The organism is Photobacterium gaetbulicola (assembly GCF_003025515.1).
GTDB classification, from domain to species: Bacteria; Pseudomonadota; Gammaproteobacteria; order Enterobacterales; family Vibrionaceae; genus Photobacterium; species Photobacterium gaetbulicola.
This window is the reverse complement of sequence record NZ_PYME01000007.1, coordinates 108,663-126,848: the sequence shown is the minus strand read 5'-3', so window position 1 is coordinate 126,848 and position 18,186 is coordinate 108,663. Positions and strand designations below refer to the sequence as shown.

The 18,186-nt window shown below is 53.8% G+C and carries 13 protein-coding genes; 4 read left to right on the top strand and 9 right to left on the bottom strand.

Going from position 1 to position 18,186, the window contains the following annotated elements; genetic code table 11:
* Positions 1–153: 153 nt before the first annotated feature.
* Genes mukB through cmoM form a run of 4 tightly spaced genes read right to left on the bottom strand, consistent with a single transcriptional unit; the run spans position 154 to position 7,469 of the window.
* Positions 154–4,617 (bottom strand): chromosome partition protein MukB, encoded by a 4,464-nt coding sequence (gene mukB / locus C9J03_RS08300; protein ID WP_044622956.1) that lies wholly within the window; start codon positions 4,615–4,617, stop codon positions 154–156.
* Positions 4,617–5,348, bottom strand: coding sequence for a chromosome partition protein MukE (mukE, locus tag C9J03_RS08295; protein ID WP_044622955.1), 732 nt, complete (start codon positions 5,346–5,348; stop codon positions 4,617–4,619). The genes mukB and mukE overlap by 1 nt, the downstream gene beginning before the upstream one ends.
* On the bottom strand, positions 5,329–6,651 hold the full coding sequence (mukF, locus tag C9J03_RS08290; protein ID WP_039468757.1) for a chromosome partition protein MukF: 1,323 nt from the start codon (positions 6,649–6,651) through the stop codon (positions 5,329–5,331). The genes mukE and mukF overlap by 20 nt, the downstream gene beginning before the upstream one ends.
* Complete coding sequence (gene cmoM / locus C9J03_RS08285) at positions 6,648–7,469, bottom strand: tRNA uridine 5-oxyacetic acid(34) methyltransferase CmoM (RefSeq protein ID WP_039468754.1); 822 nt, start codon at positions 7,467–7,469, stop codon at positions 6,648–6,650. Before cmoM ends, mukF begins: the two co-directional genes overlap by 4 nt.
* Before the next feature lie 120 nt (positions 7,470–7,589).
* On the opposite strand from cmoM, the gene elyC reads away from it, so the two are divergent.
* The 3 genes from elyC to C9J03_RS08270 all read left to right on the top strand — a co-directional run bounded on the left by elyC (position 7,590) and on the right by C9J03_RS08270 (position 11,181).
* Positions 7,590–8,372 carry an envelope biogenesis factor ElyC gene (gene elyC, locus C9J03_RS08280; protein WP_044622954.1) on the top strand — a complete coding sequence of 261 codons (783 nt, stop codon included), beginning with the start codon at positions 7,590–7,592 and terminating at the stop codon, positions 8,370–8,372.
* A gap of 335 nt (positions 8,373–8,707) precedes the next feature.
* Positions 8,708–10,096, top strand: a complete 1,389-nt coding sequence (locus tag C9J03_RS08275; RefSeq protein WP_044622953.1) for an L-cystine transporter — start codon at positions 8,708–8,710, stop codon at positions 10,094–10,096.
* Between the two features lie 209 nt (positions 10,097–10,305).
* A complete protein-coding gene (locus C9J03_RS08270; RefSeq protein ID WP_044622952.1) occupies positions 10,306–11,181 on the top strand; it encodes a DMT family transporter in 876 nt (291 codons plus the stop codon).
* 75 nt (positions 11,182–11,256) lie between these two features.
* On the opposite strand, the gene kdsB is transcribed toward C9J03_RS08270, so the two are convergent.
* The 5 genes from kdsB to C9J03_RS08245 all read right to left on the bottom strand — a co-directional run bounded on the left by kdsB (position 11,257) and on the right by C9J03_RS08245 (position 17,443).
* On the bottom strand, positions 11,257–12,003 hold the full coding sequence (kdsB, locus tag C9J03_RS08265) for a 3-deoxy-manno-octulosonate cytidylyltransferase (RefSeq protein WP_039468745.1): 747 nt from the start codon (positions 12,001–12,003) through the stop codon (positions 11,257–11,259).
* Positions 12,003–12,182: a Trm112 family protein gene (locus tag C9J03_RS08260; RefSeq protein WP_039468742.1), complete on the bottom strand. Its 180-nt coding sequence runs from the start codon at positions 12,180–12,182 to the stop codon at positions 12,003–12,005. The genes kdsB and C9J03_RS08260 overlap by 1 nt, the downstream gene beginning before the upstream one ends.
* On the bottom strand, positions 12,163–13,179 hold the full coding sequence (lpxK, locus tag C9J03_RS08255; RefSeq protein WP_044622951.1) for a tetraacyldisaccharide 4'-kinase: 1,017 nt from the start codon (positions 13,177–13,179) through the stop codon (positions 12,163–12,165). The genes C9J03_RS08260 and lpxK overlap by 20 nt, the downstream gene beginning before the upstream one ends.
* Positions 13,179–14,936, bottom strand: coding sequence for a lipid A ABC transporter ATP-binding protein/permease MsbA (msbA, locus tag C9J03_RS08250; RefSeq protein ID WP_044622950.1), 1,758 nt, complete (start codon positions 14,934–14,936; stop codon positions 13,179–13,181). The genes lpxK and msbA overlap by 1 nt, the downstream gene beginning before the upstream one ends.
* Positions 14,937–15,070: 134 nt before the next feature.
* Positions 15,071–17,443, bottom strand: a complete 2,373-nt coding sequence (locus C9J03_RS08245; protein WP_044622949.1) for a DNA internalization-related competence protein ComEC/Rec2 — start codon at positions 17,441–17,443, stop codon at positions 15,071–15,073.
* A 31-nt stretch (positions 17,444–17,474) separates the two neighbouring features.
* Between C9J03_RS08245 and C9J03_RS08240 the strand changes: the two genes are divergently transcribed.
* Entirely contained in the window at positions 17,475–18,005 is a 531-nt protein-coding gene (locus C9J03_RS08240) for a DUF2062 domain-containing protein (protein ID WP_044622948.1), read from the top strand.
* Positions 18,006–18,186: the final 181 nt, after the last annotated feature.

Below are 18,186 nucleotides of genomic sequence, written 5' to 3'. Positions count from 1 at the left end.
GCCGAATCTGACAGTTAAAATTTTAGGCGGATATAAAAGGGCAAAAAATTTATCGTTAGGGTAATTAAGTAATGAGAAAAAGTTCTTATGTTCAAGACGAAAAAAGCCGGTCACAGGACCGGCTTTAGTCAATCAGGAACTGCAGATTCGCGGTTACACCGGATCCAATTCCAACATGGTCTGGATATTAGCAGGAGCCTTAGACTCCTGGCCGAAGCCTCGCAGACCAACCACATGCACGTGCTCGCGATCTTTGAAGATCTTACGCACCAGCTTGTAGGTGGTGCCCTTCTCTGGGCTGATATTCTCCGGTGCAGCGATAAGAAGCTGCATATCCAAACGGTCACACAGCTCGAACAGCGTTGCAATCGACTTACCATCCAGTCGTGCGGCCTCATCAAGGAACAGCAGGCGACATGGGATGATATCTTTACCGCGCAGGCGACGAGATTCTTCTTCCCAGCTCTGAACAACCATCAACAGGATTGCTTGGCCGGTACCGATCGCCTCACCGGTTGACAGCGCACCCGACTCAGCCTGCAGCCAGCCGTCGGTACCACGGTTAACTTCAATGCTCAGCTCAAGGTAGTTACGGTAGTCCAACAACTCCTCGCCCATCACCTGCGGCGAACGCTGGCCGACATCAATATGCGGGTTCAGGCGCTGGAACAGCTTAGCAATCGCTTCGGAGAACGACAGGCGGTGGTTACCGAACAGATCCTGATGCTGATCCTGCTGGTCGGCAAGGCCAGTTAGCAGCTGCTCGTGGGTTTCACGTACCTTCACATTCAGGCGCACGCCCTGGACCTGGCCAAAGCTGATATTCTGCAGACCCTGGTTGAGCATACGGATACGGTTCTGCTCGCGCTGGATAGTCTTGCGAATAATGTTCGCTACCGAGTCAGAGCTGATCGCCAGACGTTGTTCACGGGCAGTTAGCTCTTCGCTCAGGCGAGCCAACTCTACTTCCATCTCTTCGATGGCTTCTACTGGATCATCAGTACGAATGATGTCGTGACGAATACGCTCGCGCAGGTGCTGGTAAACCGCGATGTAGAACAGTACTTTGCGCTCTGGACGAGAGACATCTTCCGATGCCCGCAGCGCGTCACGCAGGTTCTCGTTATCCGCAACCGCCAAACGAAGCGCCCCCAGGGACTTATCCGATAGCGAACGCAGTTCATCGGCAGACATGTAAGCCATTTCACGGCGGTGCAGGCGACGTTCAACATCACTTTCGCGCGCCAGGCGCAGTACCGCACACCAGCCGGCTTTGGCGGTAACCACCAGCTTACGGATCTCCTGGTATTCTTTGCCCACTTTGCGTAGGCGTTTCACCAAGCCTTTCATTTCCAGCTCGACAGAGGTGATACCTTTCTCTAGCTGGCTGCGACGAGTACGCGAGGTGTGTAGACGCTCGTTCAACTCATCTCGGCGCAAGCGGGCGCGCTCTTCGGCTTCTACATCGGCGCGAACACCCAACTCCTGAAGCTCACGCTCAAACTCCTGAACCGTTTCCAGTTTCGCCTGGTGCGAGCTCTTGAGCGACGCCAACAGCTGGTTGTACTGGTTCGCTTGTGAACGCGTCTGTTTCAGGGCATCGCGACAGCGATTACGCTCACGCTCAGCCGAGGCCAGCTTGGCTTTCAGCTGCTCATTAAGCTCAGAGCTCTTGCTGAGCATGTCGATGGAATCAGCATAGCCAAAGTGGTGGCGGCGCTCTGCCAAGTCGGCAACAGCGAAGATCTTCGCTTTCAGTGCTTGAAGCTGCTTGTCGGCATCATCGTAGCTGATCTGCAAGGCATCAAACTGCTGCGGATCAGCATCCAGCGCCGTAACCAGTGACTCTAGCTCAGCAATCGCTTTACCGTGGCGGTTAAGGTACTGGCGGGCTTCATCCAGCTGCGACAGCTGCTGCTGCACTTCTTCAAAGCGTGCCTGTAGGGTGTCATCTTCCAGCAGGTTTACCAGCGGGTTGATTTTGCCCAATAGGCCAAGTGCTTCGCGGGCAGCTGTTAGCTGGCTGCGCTGTTGCTGCTCTTGAGCCTGTGACTCAGAAAGCTGGCGGCTTAGCTGATTACGCTTGTCACGGGCCACTTTCAGCGCCGCTTCTGGATCATCGCTAAAGGCCACGGCCATGTGGGTTGCGACAAAGCTGTTGAAACTCTGGTATAGGCGCTGGAGCTTCTGCGAATCAAAGGACGCCTTGGCGTGCTCTTCAATCAGCTGCTCACGCTCTTCACGCAAATGTTCAAGGCGCTGCTCACGCGCGGCACGGCCGAACAGCGGCACTTTCGGGAAGCGAGAGTATCGCAGCTGGCGATCGTTAAGGTGAACGCAAACCGCTTCTTCCAGCTCATCAACATCAAAACCACTGTCGTCGAATGAATCTGCATCACCTTCGATGATGTATAAATCATCCGGGCAGTCATCCAGCGCCACCAGTTTGTCTTTGATGCCTTTTAGATCCGGTACCACAATAGCGTGACGGGCCGGGCCATACATGGCACTGAAGTAAGGAGCATCGGCCAGGGTGATGTCGTCGTAAATCTCCGACAACAGGCTGCCACCCAAGGTATCTGCCAGTGCACGCAAGCGTGAATCATCACTACCGCCTGGCTGAGCCAAACGTTCGATATCCAACTCGATCTGCTGCTTGCGGGCGGCCAGCTTGTCACGGGTCGCAGACGCTTCACGCTCTTTGTCCAGAGTCAGCTGCATCGCTTCCATCACCGCCTGGCTATCGTAAAGCTCACGCTCCGATTGCTCAGACAGCTTTTCCAATGCATCAGAGGCGGCAATCCACGCCGGGGCTGCCGCTTCCAGAGCCGAGATCTGACTGGTCAGCTGCTGCTCCTGCCGGCGCATGTCATTGCGCTGCTCGACCAGGATTTCCTGCTGTTGCTCCAGCTCTTCCAGCGTCGCCTCGTGGCGAGCCTGCTCTTCAGCCAGTGCCAGCTCGCCGTCAAGCTCAACCGCAAAGCGCTTGGCATAGGTTTCAGCCAGTTCTGTCGCTTGGCGCTGGTTACGAACTGCACGCTCCAGGTCACGATATTGGGCTTTTAGCTGGTCGCTGCGCTCGGTAATCGCTCCTAGCTGTCGCGCTTTGGCAATCAATTCACGGGCTTTGCTCCCCGCTTCTGAACGCTCGATTGAGCCAGCTATCGTGGTAACAATCTGCAGGCCTTTTTCAAACTGCTGTGCCGCCGCCGATGACATATCCAGTCGGTGCTTGAGGGCCAACAATGCCGTGGTTTGGGTTTCCTGATCCTGCTTCAACTGAGCAAGGTAAGGGACTGCCTGATCGGCCAGCATCTGGTGCTCACCTGTGATATCACGGGCTTTTTCCAGCGCCTGTACTGCCTGCTGGTATTGCAGAGCACGTGTCTGCTGCATATCCAGCGCCTGCTGGTAATCTGCCAGCTGGGTTTTCAGACTATCAACTTCTTCTTCTGTCAGTAGCGCCTGCTCTTCTGCCATGGCAAGTTGTTCAGCGGCTTCTTCGACCACCATCACTTGCTCTTCAAGGCGTTCGGTCAGCTCTTCGAGATCTTCACGATAGCGTTCGATCTTCTCCTGCTGGCGCACTGCGGTTTGGACCAGTTGCAGGTGATCAGAAGCGGCCTGGTGATCCTGCTCCAGCGCCCCTTCGCGCTCGGTCAGTTCATCCAGCTCAGCTGTCATGTTGGTCAGAGAGGCCTGCTGATCATCCAAGCTCTTGCGCGACCCCATCAGTTCACCGCGCAAGCCCAGTGTTTTTTCCAGCTTCTGGCGACGTTCGTTGGCATGGCGCATGTAGTCTGCCGCCACGTAGTTGGTCGCTTCGGTGATCAAGTGCTTGAACAGATCACGGTCGCTCTGGGTCAGCTTGATCGCCTCCAGCGTCATGCGGTTTTCACGCAGTGCCGCTTCCATATCCTGGAACGCTTTCTTCACGCCGCTGTTGTGCGGCAGCAGGTAGTCACGCAGCGAGCGGGTGATCGCACTGGAAATACCACCGTAGAGCGAGGCTTCAATCAGACGGTAGAATTTAGAGCGGTCGGTGCTGTTGCGCAGTTTCTTCGGCAACACACCGAATTCGAACATCTGCACATGGTAGTCAGTCACCGAGTTGAAGGCCTTAAACATTACGCCTTCATATTCGCTGCCGACCAGCTCTTTCACTTCGTTAATTTGACGTACACGCGCCTGGTTATCAGACAGTGTTTCGACCAAGATTTCGGTCGGTTTAACATGTGATGGCAAACCCTGGATAATAAATGGCTTGATATCCACCTTCTTGTCACGGCCAGCAACCTGCTGCAGTTTCACTGCAAAAATGATGCGCTGGTTCTTCGAGTTCACCACATCCAGTGCCGAGTAACAGGTACCCGGTTTCAGCTTACCGTGCAGACCTTTGTCACGAGAGGCATTGGAGCTCCCCGCTTCGGTGGTATTACGGAAATGAAGCAGGCTCTGATCCGGAATAAGGGAGGTAATAAATGCCGCCATGGTGGTCGACTTACCAGCACCGTTACCGCCAGACAGCGTGGTTACCAGGTTATCGATATCGAATGTACGGGCAAAGAAGCCATTCCAGTTGACCATGGTCAACGATTGATACTTACCGCGTTCCATTAGGCCTCACCCTCCAAACCGGCTTTGTCTAACTCTTGTTCTTGTGTTTCATCAGCTTCTTGCAACAAGCTTGACTGGCTTGGCTCCTGCTGATGAACAACCACTGCTTCACCATCACGAATCAAGCGGATTTGCGCTTCACGCACATCATCGCCGACACGAACATCAGCACCGAATCGGAATACCGCTTCGCTGATGCGGAATTTACCGTTTTCACCGATCGGGATAATCATGCCAAGGCGGCGCAGACGACGCAGAGAGGTCTTGGTCTTGTCGAACAGTTTTTCGCGGTCAAGATCAGAACCTGTTGCACGATGAGTCACCAGCTTCATCAGCTTCTTCTCATCGGCTAACTGCATCAGTTCGTCGAACAGTTCTTGGTTAGTGAAGATCCCTTCGTGCGCCAAACGCTCCGGGCTGAGGTAAAGGAAACACAGTACCTTGCCCACCAGCATATCGAGTTCGGTCAGCACCGATCGACTGATTAATGATGTCGAGCGCGGACGCAGGTAAAAGAACCCCTCCGGCGCACGCACCAATTCGGCGTTATAGCGCTTGTAAAACATCACCAGCTCCTGCTCGAACTCAATCAGCAGGGCGTGGTTGTCCAAATCTTCGCTGGAGATATGACGACCAGAACGAAGGGCGTTGTCCAGTGCCGGGAAAAGCGGATTGGCAATCGCCTTGGCCAGCTTTTCAGGCATAAATTCTTCAATATTTGTCAATGACATTTGCTTGTACCTTGGCTCCATAGTCATTAATAGCTTCCCAATCAGGCTGGATGGCATTGAAGTCCGACTCGGAATAACCCAGTCGTACAGCCTGATCAATCACCAGACGCGCCATATCAAAATGCTGCGCGTGAGGGTGCTGAGCCAAATAATCTTTAAGAAGCAAACTCAAGTTAATTGCAGCGCCGGTCTCTTTGTGGGCCTGCAACATTGCGGCAATTTGTTCCGCCAGCTGATCATTGACCAGATCCAGCTCTTCAAATTCCATCTCTTCCGGTACGATACCGGTCACTTCGTCATCACGCAGGACCAAGGCCTCATCACGCATGTCGAGCAAGCGCTCGGCATCGGCGTAAGTCAGCATCCACGGCGCGTCGAAGTAGTCTTTCACCGACTGGCGCAAGCGCTGACTGAAGGCGCGGTTCTTGTCCATGTCGATCGCAGTACGAATGAACTTGTGGACATGGCGGTCATAGCCAATCCACAGGTCAATCGCCTGCTGTCCCCAGTTGATGATGCGGTCCAACTTGGCTTGCAAGTTAAATACCATGGCATCAACAAACTCCAGATCCGGGTTACCCTGAATTTCTTCCTGGATAATCAACAGCTGGGTTTGCAACTGGTCACCCGCCGCCTGCAAGGTATCCTGCAGCTCTCGCAGGGTGCTCGAGGTTTCGTTCAACAGGGTTTCACAGCTGCTGATCGCCGCGCGCCAATCCTGGTTCAGCAGTTCGGCAATATCTTGCTTCACCTGTTGCTGCTGCTCGTCCATGGTGCGTTGGTTGAGATCGATACGGTCAAAGATCTCGGCCACTGAATATTTCAGCACCGCATGAACGTTCTGGCGCCAGTGTCTCTCGTCGCCGCCTTCCTGCGCTGCCGTGGCGGCCTTGTTAATTTCATCAGCAACCATGGCAAGCTGAATGGAAAGCTTGAGCGTTGAATACTCGCGGTGACGGGCATAATAATCGGTGATCCCCAGTGCCAGCGGGCTCAGACGGTAGATACTCGCACCGTCGGTGACCTCACTGGTAAAGCGGGAAATCAAGCGTTGGCGAACCAACTCATTAATGGCGTTGTTGGCACGGAAGGCCACGGTTTCCGGTGTCTGCTCGAACATATCGCTGACAATGCGAAACGCATCGATCAGTTCACCTTCCCCTAATTCTTCATCAAAACGATCGCCGCTCAATACAGCAATCGCCAACAGAAACGCCAGCCGCTCGGTTGGCAGGTTAAGCTCAAACTCATGCTGCTTAACCCAACTGACCAACTCGGGAACGGTCTGGGTTACTTCACTCATCCGTTGTCCTTATTGCTTTTGTTTTTCAACGTCTCTGGGCCTGCTAACGGCTTTTGGGCGTAAACATGAATATATCGGCCCAGGGACAAATAAGGCTCCTGGCGGCAAAGTTTTTGCTCCATCGCCAGTACCTGTTCAAAACTGTAATCCCCGACCATCGTTGTCTGCATATAGTCGTGGAATGTTCGTACTCCGGTTTTACCAAGAATGTTAAAACCTGCGTTTTCTAACCAGCTATATACCTCATCAGGTTTGATCCCGTGCAGAGGTTGAAGTTTGAAGCGCTTTCTATGCGGCATCCCCTCTTCGATATGAGTCAGGTTGCCACAAATCAAGTTCTTAAACAGCAGGCCATTATAGTTGTAGAACATAATGGAGATAATACCGCCTGGTCTTACCTGCTCAAGAAGATATTCCAGTGCCGCCTGCGGATCGGCCAGCCATTCCATGACAGCATGGAACAACACCAGATCAACCTGGCTGTCCAGATGCTCCCCGATCGCCTGCACCGGGCTGTGCACCAGACGATACTGCTCAAGCAGGCCGTTTTTAGCAATATCTTGCTCTGCGAGCTTGAGCATTTCGCTAGAAAGATCACACAACGTGACGTGATGTCCTAGCTCTGCCACTTTCTGTGACAGTTGGCCCACACCCCCACCAGCATCGAGTAAATGCAGCGGTTTATCACTCTTCAGTAGGGCTAAAATTTGCTCAAGATCTTCCCAAACAACCGTTTGGCGGATCTGGCCTTTGCCAGTTCCGTAAATATTTTTTGCAAATTTTTGCGCTAAGTCGTCAAAATTTCGATCTTCGATCACGTCAGCTTTACGTTATGATAGCGGTTCTAAAAATGTGGCTTATTTTCTCACAAGCGATAAAGGAATAAAGGCTTGTGGTGCTTTTTCGAGCTCAACTGCTGATTTTTCGGACTACATTGCATGTTTGAACTAAAAAAAATTGTCTCTGCTTTACTAATGCCCCTGCCCGCAATGCTCATGCTCGGCCTGCTGGGGCTACTGCTTCTCTGGTTTACCCGCCGTAAAGGGCTGGCATCCTTTTTCATCAGCTTTGCTTTTCTGGGGATTTTCCTTGTCTCTTTTCAACCGGTCGCAACCAGTCTGCTGCGCCCGCTGGAAAAAGCTTACCCGCCTTACGTTCCGTCCGGTCAGGCGGTGGATTATGTAATGGTACTGGGCAGTGGCCATGTGATTGATCACGCCATGCCGATCACCTCACAGCTTTCCCGCACATCGCTAATGCGTCTGTCTGAAGGGATGCGTATTCACCGACTGTTCCCGGGCTCAAAATTAATTTTGTCGGGCTACGGCGGCGGTACCGATATCAGCCAAGCACGCATGATGGCGAAGGTGGCGCTCGCCCTCGGGGTCAACAAAAATGACATCCTGCTGCTTGAAACCGCCAAAGATACCTGGGAAGAGGCCTTTCAGGCCGTCTCTGTGGTCGGCGAGAGCAAATTGGTCGTTGTGACGTCGGCCAGCCATATGAAGCGAGCCATCGAAGAATTCAATAGGATCGGATTGACGCCGTCAGCCGCCCCGACCAACTTCCTTGCCAGCAACAAGATTGAGCAGCCCTGGGAGCGCTACCGCCCTCAGGCCAAATACCTCGAACAGACCGAACGCTATTGGTACGAAAAGCTGGGGCGCTGGTGGCAGCAACTTCGCACGGTGATCAGCAGCGAAGAAGCTGCAACGCAATAGCCTCCCCCCAAGATATCCGCCGGAACATTCCGGGCCGGCGGAGTCACTGACGCATCAAATCTGCCTCGCCTCACTGGCTGATTTCCTATTCACTAATAGCGACCCTCCCCCCTTATTCTTAACGTTTACGAGCGTTTTTTTGTATAAAAACAGCAACTTTGCTCAACTTTTCACCCTTATTCTTTTTTGTTTTATTAAATACCGATTACTCATAACGAGAACGGCGAAAACTGATTCAGGTTTTGCGATTCACATCTTACTATTGCAGCCAATTAGTGATTGATGACTTAGCAAACCGGAATTGCGAGTTATAAACAACGGTAGGATTAGGTTCGATGTTCCAGATACTCAACTTGGCGGTCTTCGCCATCATTATTGCCCTGTTGGTCAAACAACAAAAATCAGAGCAAACCCTTTCCAAGCGCGTATTTACCGCGTTGGGGCTGGGTGTGCTATTCGGTGGCGCGCTCCAGCTTGTGTACGGCGGTGGCAGCGACGTTATCGCTGGCACTCTGGAGTACATCAACATTGTTGGTGCGGGCTACGTCAGCCTGTTGAAAATGATCATCATGCCGTTGATCACTGTCTCTATCATCGGTGCCATCATCAAGGTGAAAGACTCGGGGTCGCTGGGCAAAATCTCAGGCTTGAGTATCGGTATCCTGCTGGCGACCACAGCGGCATCAGCGCTGATCGGTATTCTTATTAGCAGCATGTTCGGCCTGAGTGCCGAGGGGATCGTTCAGGGAGCACGCGAGATCGCCCGTGGTGAGATGCTGGAAACCCGTTTGACCTCGGTTGAAGCCATGTCTTTTGCCGACATGATTATCTCTTTCTTCCCGGCCAACCCGTTTGCCGATTTGGCTGGTAGCCGCCCAACGTCGACTATCGCTGTGGTGATTTTCTCCGCCTTTGTCGGTGTGGCTGGCCTTACCGTGATCCGCACCCAACCAGAGCTGGGTGCAAGCTTCGAGAAGTTCATCAACGTTGCCCAGGAAGTCGTGCGTACCTTGGTTCGCATGGTGCTGAGCCTAACGCCATACGGCGTACTGGCGCTGATGACCAAAGTTGTTGCAGGCTCGAACTACGACGACATCCTGAGCCTGCTCAACTTCGTGGTGGCCTCTTACGTCGGCCTGGGCTTAATCCTTGTAATGCACCTGGTCCTGGTAGCGTTTGTTGGCGTTAACCCAATCCGTTACCTGAAGAAAATCCTGCCGGTACTGACCTTTGCATTCACCTCGCGCTCCAGCGCCGGTACCATTCCACTCAACGTTGAAACCCAAGTGAAAAAGCTGGGCAACGGCGATGCTGTTTCTAACTTCTCAGCGTCATTCGGTGCCACCATGGGCCAGAATGGCTGTGCCGGCCTGTATCCTGCGATGCTGGCCGTGATGATCGCCCCGACGGTCGGCATCAACCCGCTTGACCCTGGCTTCATGATAACCCTGATTGCCATTGTTACCATTAGTTCGTTCGGCATTGCCGGTGTTGGTGGCGGTGCGACCTTCGCGGCTCTAATTGTGCTGTCAGCCCTGGATATGCCGGTCGCTCTAGCTGGCCTGCTGATCTCCATTGAGCCACTGATTGATATGGGCCGTACTGCGGTAAACGTCAGCGGCGCGATGACTGCCGGTACCATTACTTCTCGGGTACTGGGCCAAGCCGACAACGCCCTGTTCGAGTCCGATGCCGATATCGAAGAGCAGACAGCGAAAGCTTAAAACTAGCACTAGGCACTAGACGCTAAATTGGAAGCCACCCAAGTCATATGGGTGGCTTTTTTATTGATAATCAAATACTAAGCTCAATTCTTCGGTAATATTGCAAATTACTCAGTGAATTTTCAGGATGGATCGGTAGAATACGTCCACTTGCCATACAATATGGCAGGATTATTTTATCACTAAGCCCATTTAGCCACCGAGTATCAATGCGTAGTCCAGTTAACCAGGCCATTGTCCTGCTTGTTGCCGCCAACTTGTTAGCCTCCTTCTCTGACGTTTCACTGAAAATCCTCAACGGAGAAGTCCCTACCTTCCAGTATGTATTCATCCGCCAGTTGCTCAGCGTGATCATGTTATTACCGTTCTGGCTGGCACTGCCGCGGGAAAAGCGCCACCAGGGATGCTGCAAAATTGCCTTCTGGCGCGCCCAGTTGATCTTGATGGGTAGCGCCTGTGCCATGATCGCAATTACCTTCTTGCCGCTGGCGACCGCCAATGCGATGTTCTATGTTGGCCCGCTGCTGATGTTGCCGTTGTCGGTCTTGCTGCTCAAGGAAACCCCGCCCCGGTCGAAAGTCATCGCCACCAGCATCGGTTTTGCCGGTGTGCTGGTGGTATTACGGCCGGAGCATTTCCACTGGGCCGCGATTGCCGGGCTTGGCAGTGCCCTTTCTATGGGATTGGGTAACATATTGATCCGTAAATTACCCCAAGAGCAGCACCTGGTTTCAACCCTATTCTGGACCGGCGTGATGACCCTACCGCTATCGCTCGCCTTGGCCGTACCGCAGTGGGCTGACATAGAGTGGCGCCATGTCGGCTGGATCATGGCGATCAACCTATTTGTGCTGGGCTACCATGCCTTGGTGGTCATTGGCTACAAGAAAGCGGCGGCCGGCCAAATTGCTCTGGCAGAGTATTCAGGGCTGGTGTTCGTGACAGCGTTCGGGGTGATGTGGTTCGATGAAATTCCCGATCTGCTCACACTAGCGGGGATCTTGCTGATAGTGGTACCGATGATGCCGGTCAACTGGAAGCGCTTACTCAAGGGCAAGCGCAGCAGGGCAATCACTGAGCCATAACTGATGCACAACAAGGGGTGCCCAAGCTAAAAAAACGGGGAAGCTTAAGCTTCCCCGTTACTTTTTTCGCAGTACTCAACCTACCAGTTGACGTACTTTTTCCAAATCCTCTGGCGTATCCACCCCGGCCGGCGGCGCATCAATTGCCACTTCTACATGGATTTTCTCACCGTACCACAACACCCGAAGCTGCTCTAACGCTTCGATTTTCTCCAGCGCACTCGGCTCCCAGTTGATGTAGGTGTTGATGAAACCAGCACGGTAGGCATAGATACCGATATGGCGCATCAGATTCTGGTGGATTTCCTGCGGGCGCTTGGCAAAGTTATCGCGATCCCATGGAATGGAGGCGCGGCTGAAGTAAAGTGCGTAGCCGTCTTTGTCGGTCACCACTTTCACCGCATTAGGATTAAACACTTCATCGGCGTGGTCAATCTCGACAGCCAGTGTTGCCATCGGCGCTTTGCTACCAGCTAGGTTGGTCGCTACCTGGCGGATGATGCTGTCTGGGATCAGCGGCTCGTCACCCTGAACGTTGACCACAATTTGGTCATCAGCCAATTGGTATTTCTCGACCACTTCCGCCAGGCGCTCGGTTCCCGACTCATGATCGGCACGGGTCATGCAGACTTCGCCGCCAAATGCCTTGACCACGTCGGCGATCCGCTGATCGTCCGTCGCCACAATAACCTGCTCGGCACCGGCTTTGCTCGCCTGCTCATAAACCCACTGGATCATCGGCTTGCCGGCAATATCTGCCAGCGGCTTACCCGGCAGGCGTGAAGACTGGTAGCGGGCCGGAATAATCACGGTAAAAGACATTATTTCACCTCTTCCGAACTCAGAGTGCGCGCCTCTGGCTCCAGTAGTACTGGAATACCATCTTTAATCGGATATGCCAGACGATCAAATTTGCAGATCAGCTCATTTTTGTCTTTGTCGAAGTTCAATTTACCCTTGCATACTGGGCATGCAACGATTTCAAGCAGACGATGATCCATACTCTTCCTTTACCTTAATAATCCGGTTAATCAAGCTTTCAGCCTGCTCGGCGGGCATCGCGGCATCGACCGGCAAATACCACCAGTTAGGCTGGGCGAAAGCGTGGCATTTCACCGCATCTTTCTCTGTCATGACTAAGTGCTGGCCTTGCGCGGACAGCTGTTTTAATTCTTGCTCGGCAAACGCCTGGTGATCCGCGAATGGCTGACACTTCACCGGGGTGATACCGAGCTGCTGCAATGTACTAAAAAAACGCGGGGGATGGCCGATACCGGCCATGGCAACAATGTCACCCTGCAGCTTGGCAGCCTCGCAGCGCTCGCCAGTGCAGAGGTTGACCAAGTCTGCAGGCACCAGTTGCATCGGGATTTCATTGCGTTCGGCATTGCCGCCGTTGCAAATGAGAAAATCCACTTCTTGCAGGCGCTCACAGCCTTCGCGCAGCGGCCCCATCGGGATCAGCTGCTGGTTGCCAAAACGGCGCTGGCCGTCAATCACCACAATTTCGATATCCCTTGCCAGCGCATAGTGCTGCAGACCGTCATCGGTGATGATGACATCGACGTCGGACTCAATCAGCTGCACCGCCTCGGCACGCTTGGGCGAGACCGCAACAGGGACGCCTGTGCGGCGAAATATCAACACCGGCTCATCACCTGCTTCGGCGGTCGTACTCTGGTCACTGATCCGGTAGGGATAATGCGGTGCCTTGGCCCCATAGCCGCGGGAAACCACCCCGGGCTTGAGCCCTGCGGCCTTGAGCTGCTCAACCAGCCAGACCACCACCGGCGTCTTGCCATTACCGCCAGCGGTAATATTGCCCACCACCACGACCGGCACCGACGGGCGGTAAGCGGCTTTCCGACCGGTTTGGTATTGCTGGCGGCGATGACGGCTCACCGCGCCAAATAGTTTGCTCAACGGCCACAGCAGCGGTTTGAGCACCACCCCAGCCGGATGGTGCTCAAACCATATTTTTTCGATAACGGAAGCCATTATTCACCAAACTGGATACGGTGCAGCTGGGCATAGGCTCCTTCTTGGGCCAACAGCTCGGCATGCACGCCACGTTCGATAATTTCCCCGTCATCGACTACCAGGATCTGGTCGGCGTTTTCAATGGTCGACAAGCGGTGGGCAATTACCAGCACGGTTCGGTCTTTTTGCAGCTCGTCCAGTGCAGACTGAATGGCCCGCTCTGATTCGGTATCCAGGGCCGACGTCGCCTCATCGAGGATCAGTACAGGAGCATTGCGCAACAGGGCTCGGGCAATCGCAATACGCTGGCGCTGGCCACCGGAAAGGCTGACACCGTTCTCGCCGATGATGGTATCCAAGCCATTGTCCATCTCTTTGATAAAGTCCATGGCATAGGCAAGCTCTGCGGCTTTTTCGATATCCGCCCGGCTGTAGTTATCACCGCTTGCATAGGCGATGTTGTTGGCAATCGTGTCGTTGAACAGGTGGACATTCTGCGACACAACCGCCACCTGCTCGCGCAGGTTAGCCAGCTTGTAGTCACAAATGTCATGGCCATCAATGGTGATACTGCCCGAGTCGATGTCGTAGAAGCGGGTAAGCAGGTTGGCAATGGTACTCTTGCCCGAGCCCGATCGGCCGACCAAGGCGAGTGTCTGCCCGGCGGGCAAATCAAAACTGACGTTTCTCAGCGCCGGCGCATCCTTGGTTGGGTAAGTGAAAGTCACATCCTTCACCTGGATATCCCCGTTCACGCGCTTAGCTTCATGGTTACCGTTGTCTTTTTCCGTCTCAAGCTCCATCAGGCCAAACAGCGTCTGGCATGCCGCCATACCACGCTGGAACTGGGAGGTCACGTTAGTCAGCGCCTTAAGCGGGCGCATCAGGCCAAACATGGAACCGAAGATCAGCGCAAAGGTACCCGGCGTCAGCGACTCGCGCAACGCTTCGGTGTTAGCGAGGATCAGCACCACAACCAGTGCCATAGAAGCAATCACTTGAATAACCGGGTTGGCAATAGCCTGGGCCGAGACCAGCTTCATGGTCTGCTGACGCATCCGGTTACTCACTTGCTCGAAGCGATCCTGCTCGACCTGCTGGCCACCGTAGCTCAGCACCACTTTGTGGCCCTTGAGCATTTGCTCTGCCGACGAGGTGACTGAGCCCATCGCGTCCTGCATATTCTTGGAAATCCGGCGGAATCGCTTGGAGACCACGCGAATGCTGACGGCAACCACAGGCGCAATGACAAGCAAAATAGCCGACAGCTGCCAGCTGTTATAGAACATGATAGCCATCAGGGCGATGATACTGGCTCCTTCGCGCACCAGGCTGACCATGGCATTGCTGGTTGCTGCGGCCACCTGCTCCGAGTCGTAGGTAATGCGCGAGAGCAGTTTGCCCGACGATTCTTTATCGAAAAAGCCGACCGGCATTTTCATGAAGTGGTTGAACATCTGGCGACGCATGCTCATCACCACATTGCCCGAAACCCATGCCAGGCAGTAAGTAGAAACGAAGCCACTGACCCCGCGTAGGATCATCAGCCCCATCAGGTAGATAGGCATCATTGCCAGGAAATTCGATTCAATTCCGTCAAGCCCGCCAAAGCTCTCATCCATTAGCGGCTTTATCATCGAGAGCATCAATGCATCACTTGCGGCGTTGATAATCAATGCAACAACAGCGACAGCCAAACCGGCTTTATACAGGCTAATCGAAGGCCACAGTCGCTTAAACGTCTCCCAAGTGGTTTGATCGTTCGAAGTAGTCATGGAAACCATTTTTTCTTTAAGTCAATTTTTCCATTCTACTCGCATAAAGGCCGGAGACCAAATAAGTTCATTCCCCCGGCTGTAAAACTGCTTGTTTTTCAAACAGCCAACCTCACCACCACGACCTATTCCCGTTAAGGCGGCGGTATTGCCGGCCTAAACCACGCTGCTTTTCTGTCTTGGCGATAACGTACCACCTCGATCTCTCCCCCCTCAATGGCCAGTGTCACCTGACCCGATTCAGCCGTAGAGAGCCATTCGATGCCTTTGTCCAAATACCGCTGGCGCACCTCGCCCGACGGCAGTTGCCAAGGGTTGAAGCGCGCCACCGACACCAGCGCATATTTGGGTGACATATTGCCGAGCCAGCCCATCTGTTCTAGCCAGGTCGCCGTCGACGAACTCCGGCTGCCATGGTGCGGAACCAGCAAGATATCCGGCGATAGCCCCGGCTCCAGCCTGGCTAGCAACAACTCGGACACCGCATCGATATCCCCGGTCAGGAGCAAAGATACCCCCGTACCTTCATTCATCCCGGAAAACTGCCTTACTTCGATCACACACGAATGGGGATTAGCCGCCCTCGCGACTTGTTTCGGCGGCCACAGCACTCGAAAACTCAAGCTGTGCCACTGCCACTGTTCACCCCGGATGCACGCCTGATAACCCGCGCGAAAATCGCTGCTGCGCTTCCACTCGGGGTCAAAAGCCACCTCCAGATAGTCAGCCCCTGCGGCATGATCGCTATCGGCATGGCTCAATATCAGGCCATCAAGCGTAGCCTGGCCCCGCTGCTTCAGGACCGGCTCGATCACGGCACTGGCTATGGAGCCCCCTGGCCATTGATTACCGGTATCATAGAGCACGCTGCGATTTCGAGTAGATATCAAAACAGCCAGACCGTGTCCGACATCGAGCAGATCAACTTGCCAGCGGTCAGCCGCCGGGGAGCGACCACTAAGTTCAGCCTTGGGGTCACTGAACAGGAAGAGCGGTTTGTTCCACAGTAGGACTACGATTGACAGGGTCACCAACAGTCCGATAAATCGCCTAACCGGCAGCATCCACAGCAGCACAGCCATGACAACCACGCCGACCACCCAGTTGCCTTGGCTATCGGCGAGTGTCCACCAGCCCCCCTGCGTCCACTGCGCCAACCATAGCACCGGTGTCAATGCGGTATTGGCCAGTTGCCAGCACACCATGGCCATCTGCTCAATAGGCGAGAAGACAATCGCCGCCAGAACCAAGGGCACCGTAGTCACACTCACCCAGGGCACCGCCAGCAAATTGATCAACGGCGCCCAGGGCGAAAACCCACCAAACCACAGCCATTGGACAGGCAGCATCAGCACTAGCAGAGAAAGCTGGAGTAAAATAAGCGCCTGCCATTTGCCATACCAGCGTTGATAGACCCCTAGCCCGGCATGCCCCTCGAATCTCACTCCGCCGGCATAGGCCAAGGCGATAACCGTCACCGCCGCAAAAGATAACCAGAAGCCCGCCCGGTATGACGCCAGCGGATCCAACGCGAGACTGACTGCGAATACCAACAGCAGGATTTGCCATCCCGGCCAGATGATCCGAAACCGCAGCAAAACCAGTGCCACCATGCTCATCAGCAATGCCCGCTGGGTCGGCAGGGTAAAGCCAGCGAGCCATGCGTACAGGGCTCCGATGGCCAGTCCCAGCCAAAGCGGCAGCCAGATTGCATACGGCCAATCACCGACAAGATTGCGCAATATGCCCCCACTCCACCATCCCAGCATAATCGCCAGACCGATATGCAATCCGGAAATCGCCATCAGATGGGCCAAGCCGCTATCGCGCAGTATCCCCCAATCTTTGGCGTCCAGTGCCCCGCGAAAGCCAAACCCCAGTGCCAGCAGATATCCTCGGTGGCTCAGTCCCTCGGTATAGTCCACCGCGGCATCGAAAATCGATTGGCGCAAGCCTGACAGCGTATGCTGACTCGGTGCCAGGCGAATACCACTTAGCACTACCCCCGTCGCGTGGATCCCCTGGCCGACATACTGCCGCTCGCGGTCATAACCGGCGCTATTGACCCGGCCATGTGGCGGCCGCAGCCGAACTTGCAACTGCCAGCGCTCACCTTGTTTCATCTCCGGGATGTTGACTTGCTCGGACCAACCCAGCCTAACACGCAATGTTTTGCTTGCACGAATATCTGACGAGCGCATTTCTGAGGTTACAAAATCAAACAAAGTATCTGGTTTCTTATGATTTAATAGGCTGCTAACTTCCCCAACTATGGTAATATTCCTCGGCTCAATAAAAGCCAGTTGGACGTTTTTTAGATAGGATGTTGCGGCGAGATTCGCCAAACAAGCGCCGATGCCGATATAGATCAATAGTCGCCAGCGGAAAAAGAAACACACTACACTGCCTATCATTAAGGTTGTAATAAACCCATGATAGGTTGGCAACGCCAGCCAAAAATGAAGCGATAGCAGTCCAAGTGCAACCCCGGCAGCGCTTTTGTTCATCTCAAGCCTGCCTGTGAAAAAAAGAATTACAATGCCAAGACAAGTAATTAAACGAATAATGCCAAGCCATGATGTCATCAAGCGCCAAAAAGCGTTGAAGATATTTGGCAACGTGCTTTACAACCCCAACTTGTGGTGCCTCAACCGCCGTTCGGCGTCTGGAGCTTTTGCGGTCGGTTTGTTTATGGCGTTTGTACCTCTTCCCAGCCAGATGATCATGGCTGCCGGCGCCGCCATTATCTTTAGCGTCAACCTGCCGCTTTCTGTCTGTTTGGTATGGATCAGCAACCCTATCACTATGCCGGTGATGTTTTATGGGGCCTATAAAGTCGGGGCGTGGTTGATGGATACCCCGCACCAAGCCTTCCACTTCGAGCTGTCCTGGGAATTCCTGTTGCACCAGATGAACCAAATTGGGCCTCCTTTCCTATTGGGGTGCGCAGTTTGTTCTATCCTGTTCTCTGCCCTTGGCTACTTCGGTATCCGCGGCCTATGGCGCTACTCCGTTGTGCGAAGCTGGCAAAAACGTCGGTTCCGCGTCCTGAGCCTCCACAAGGATTAAGCGCCAAGCAATAAAAAAAACCTCGCAGATGCGAGGTTTTTTTATTGCTTAGATTAAATAGCACTCAGTAAGGCAAACTCAAATATTTCTAACAAAAAAGCGAAGCAGTTGGCAGAGCACTGAAAATCACTAAACACGTTTTATCTCATTTGCCGACCGCTCCCTCAAAACACGTTTGCAT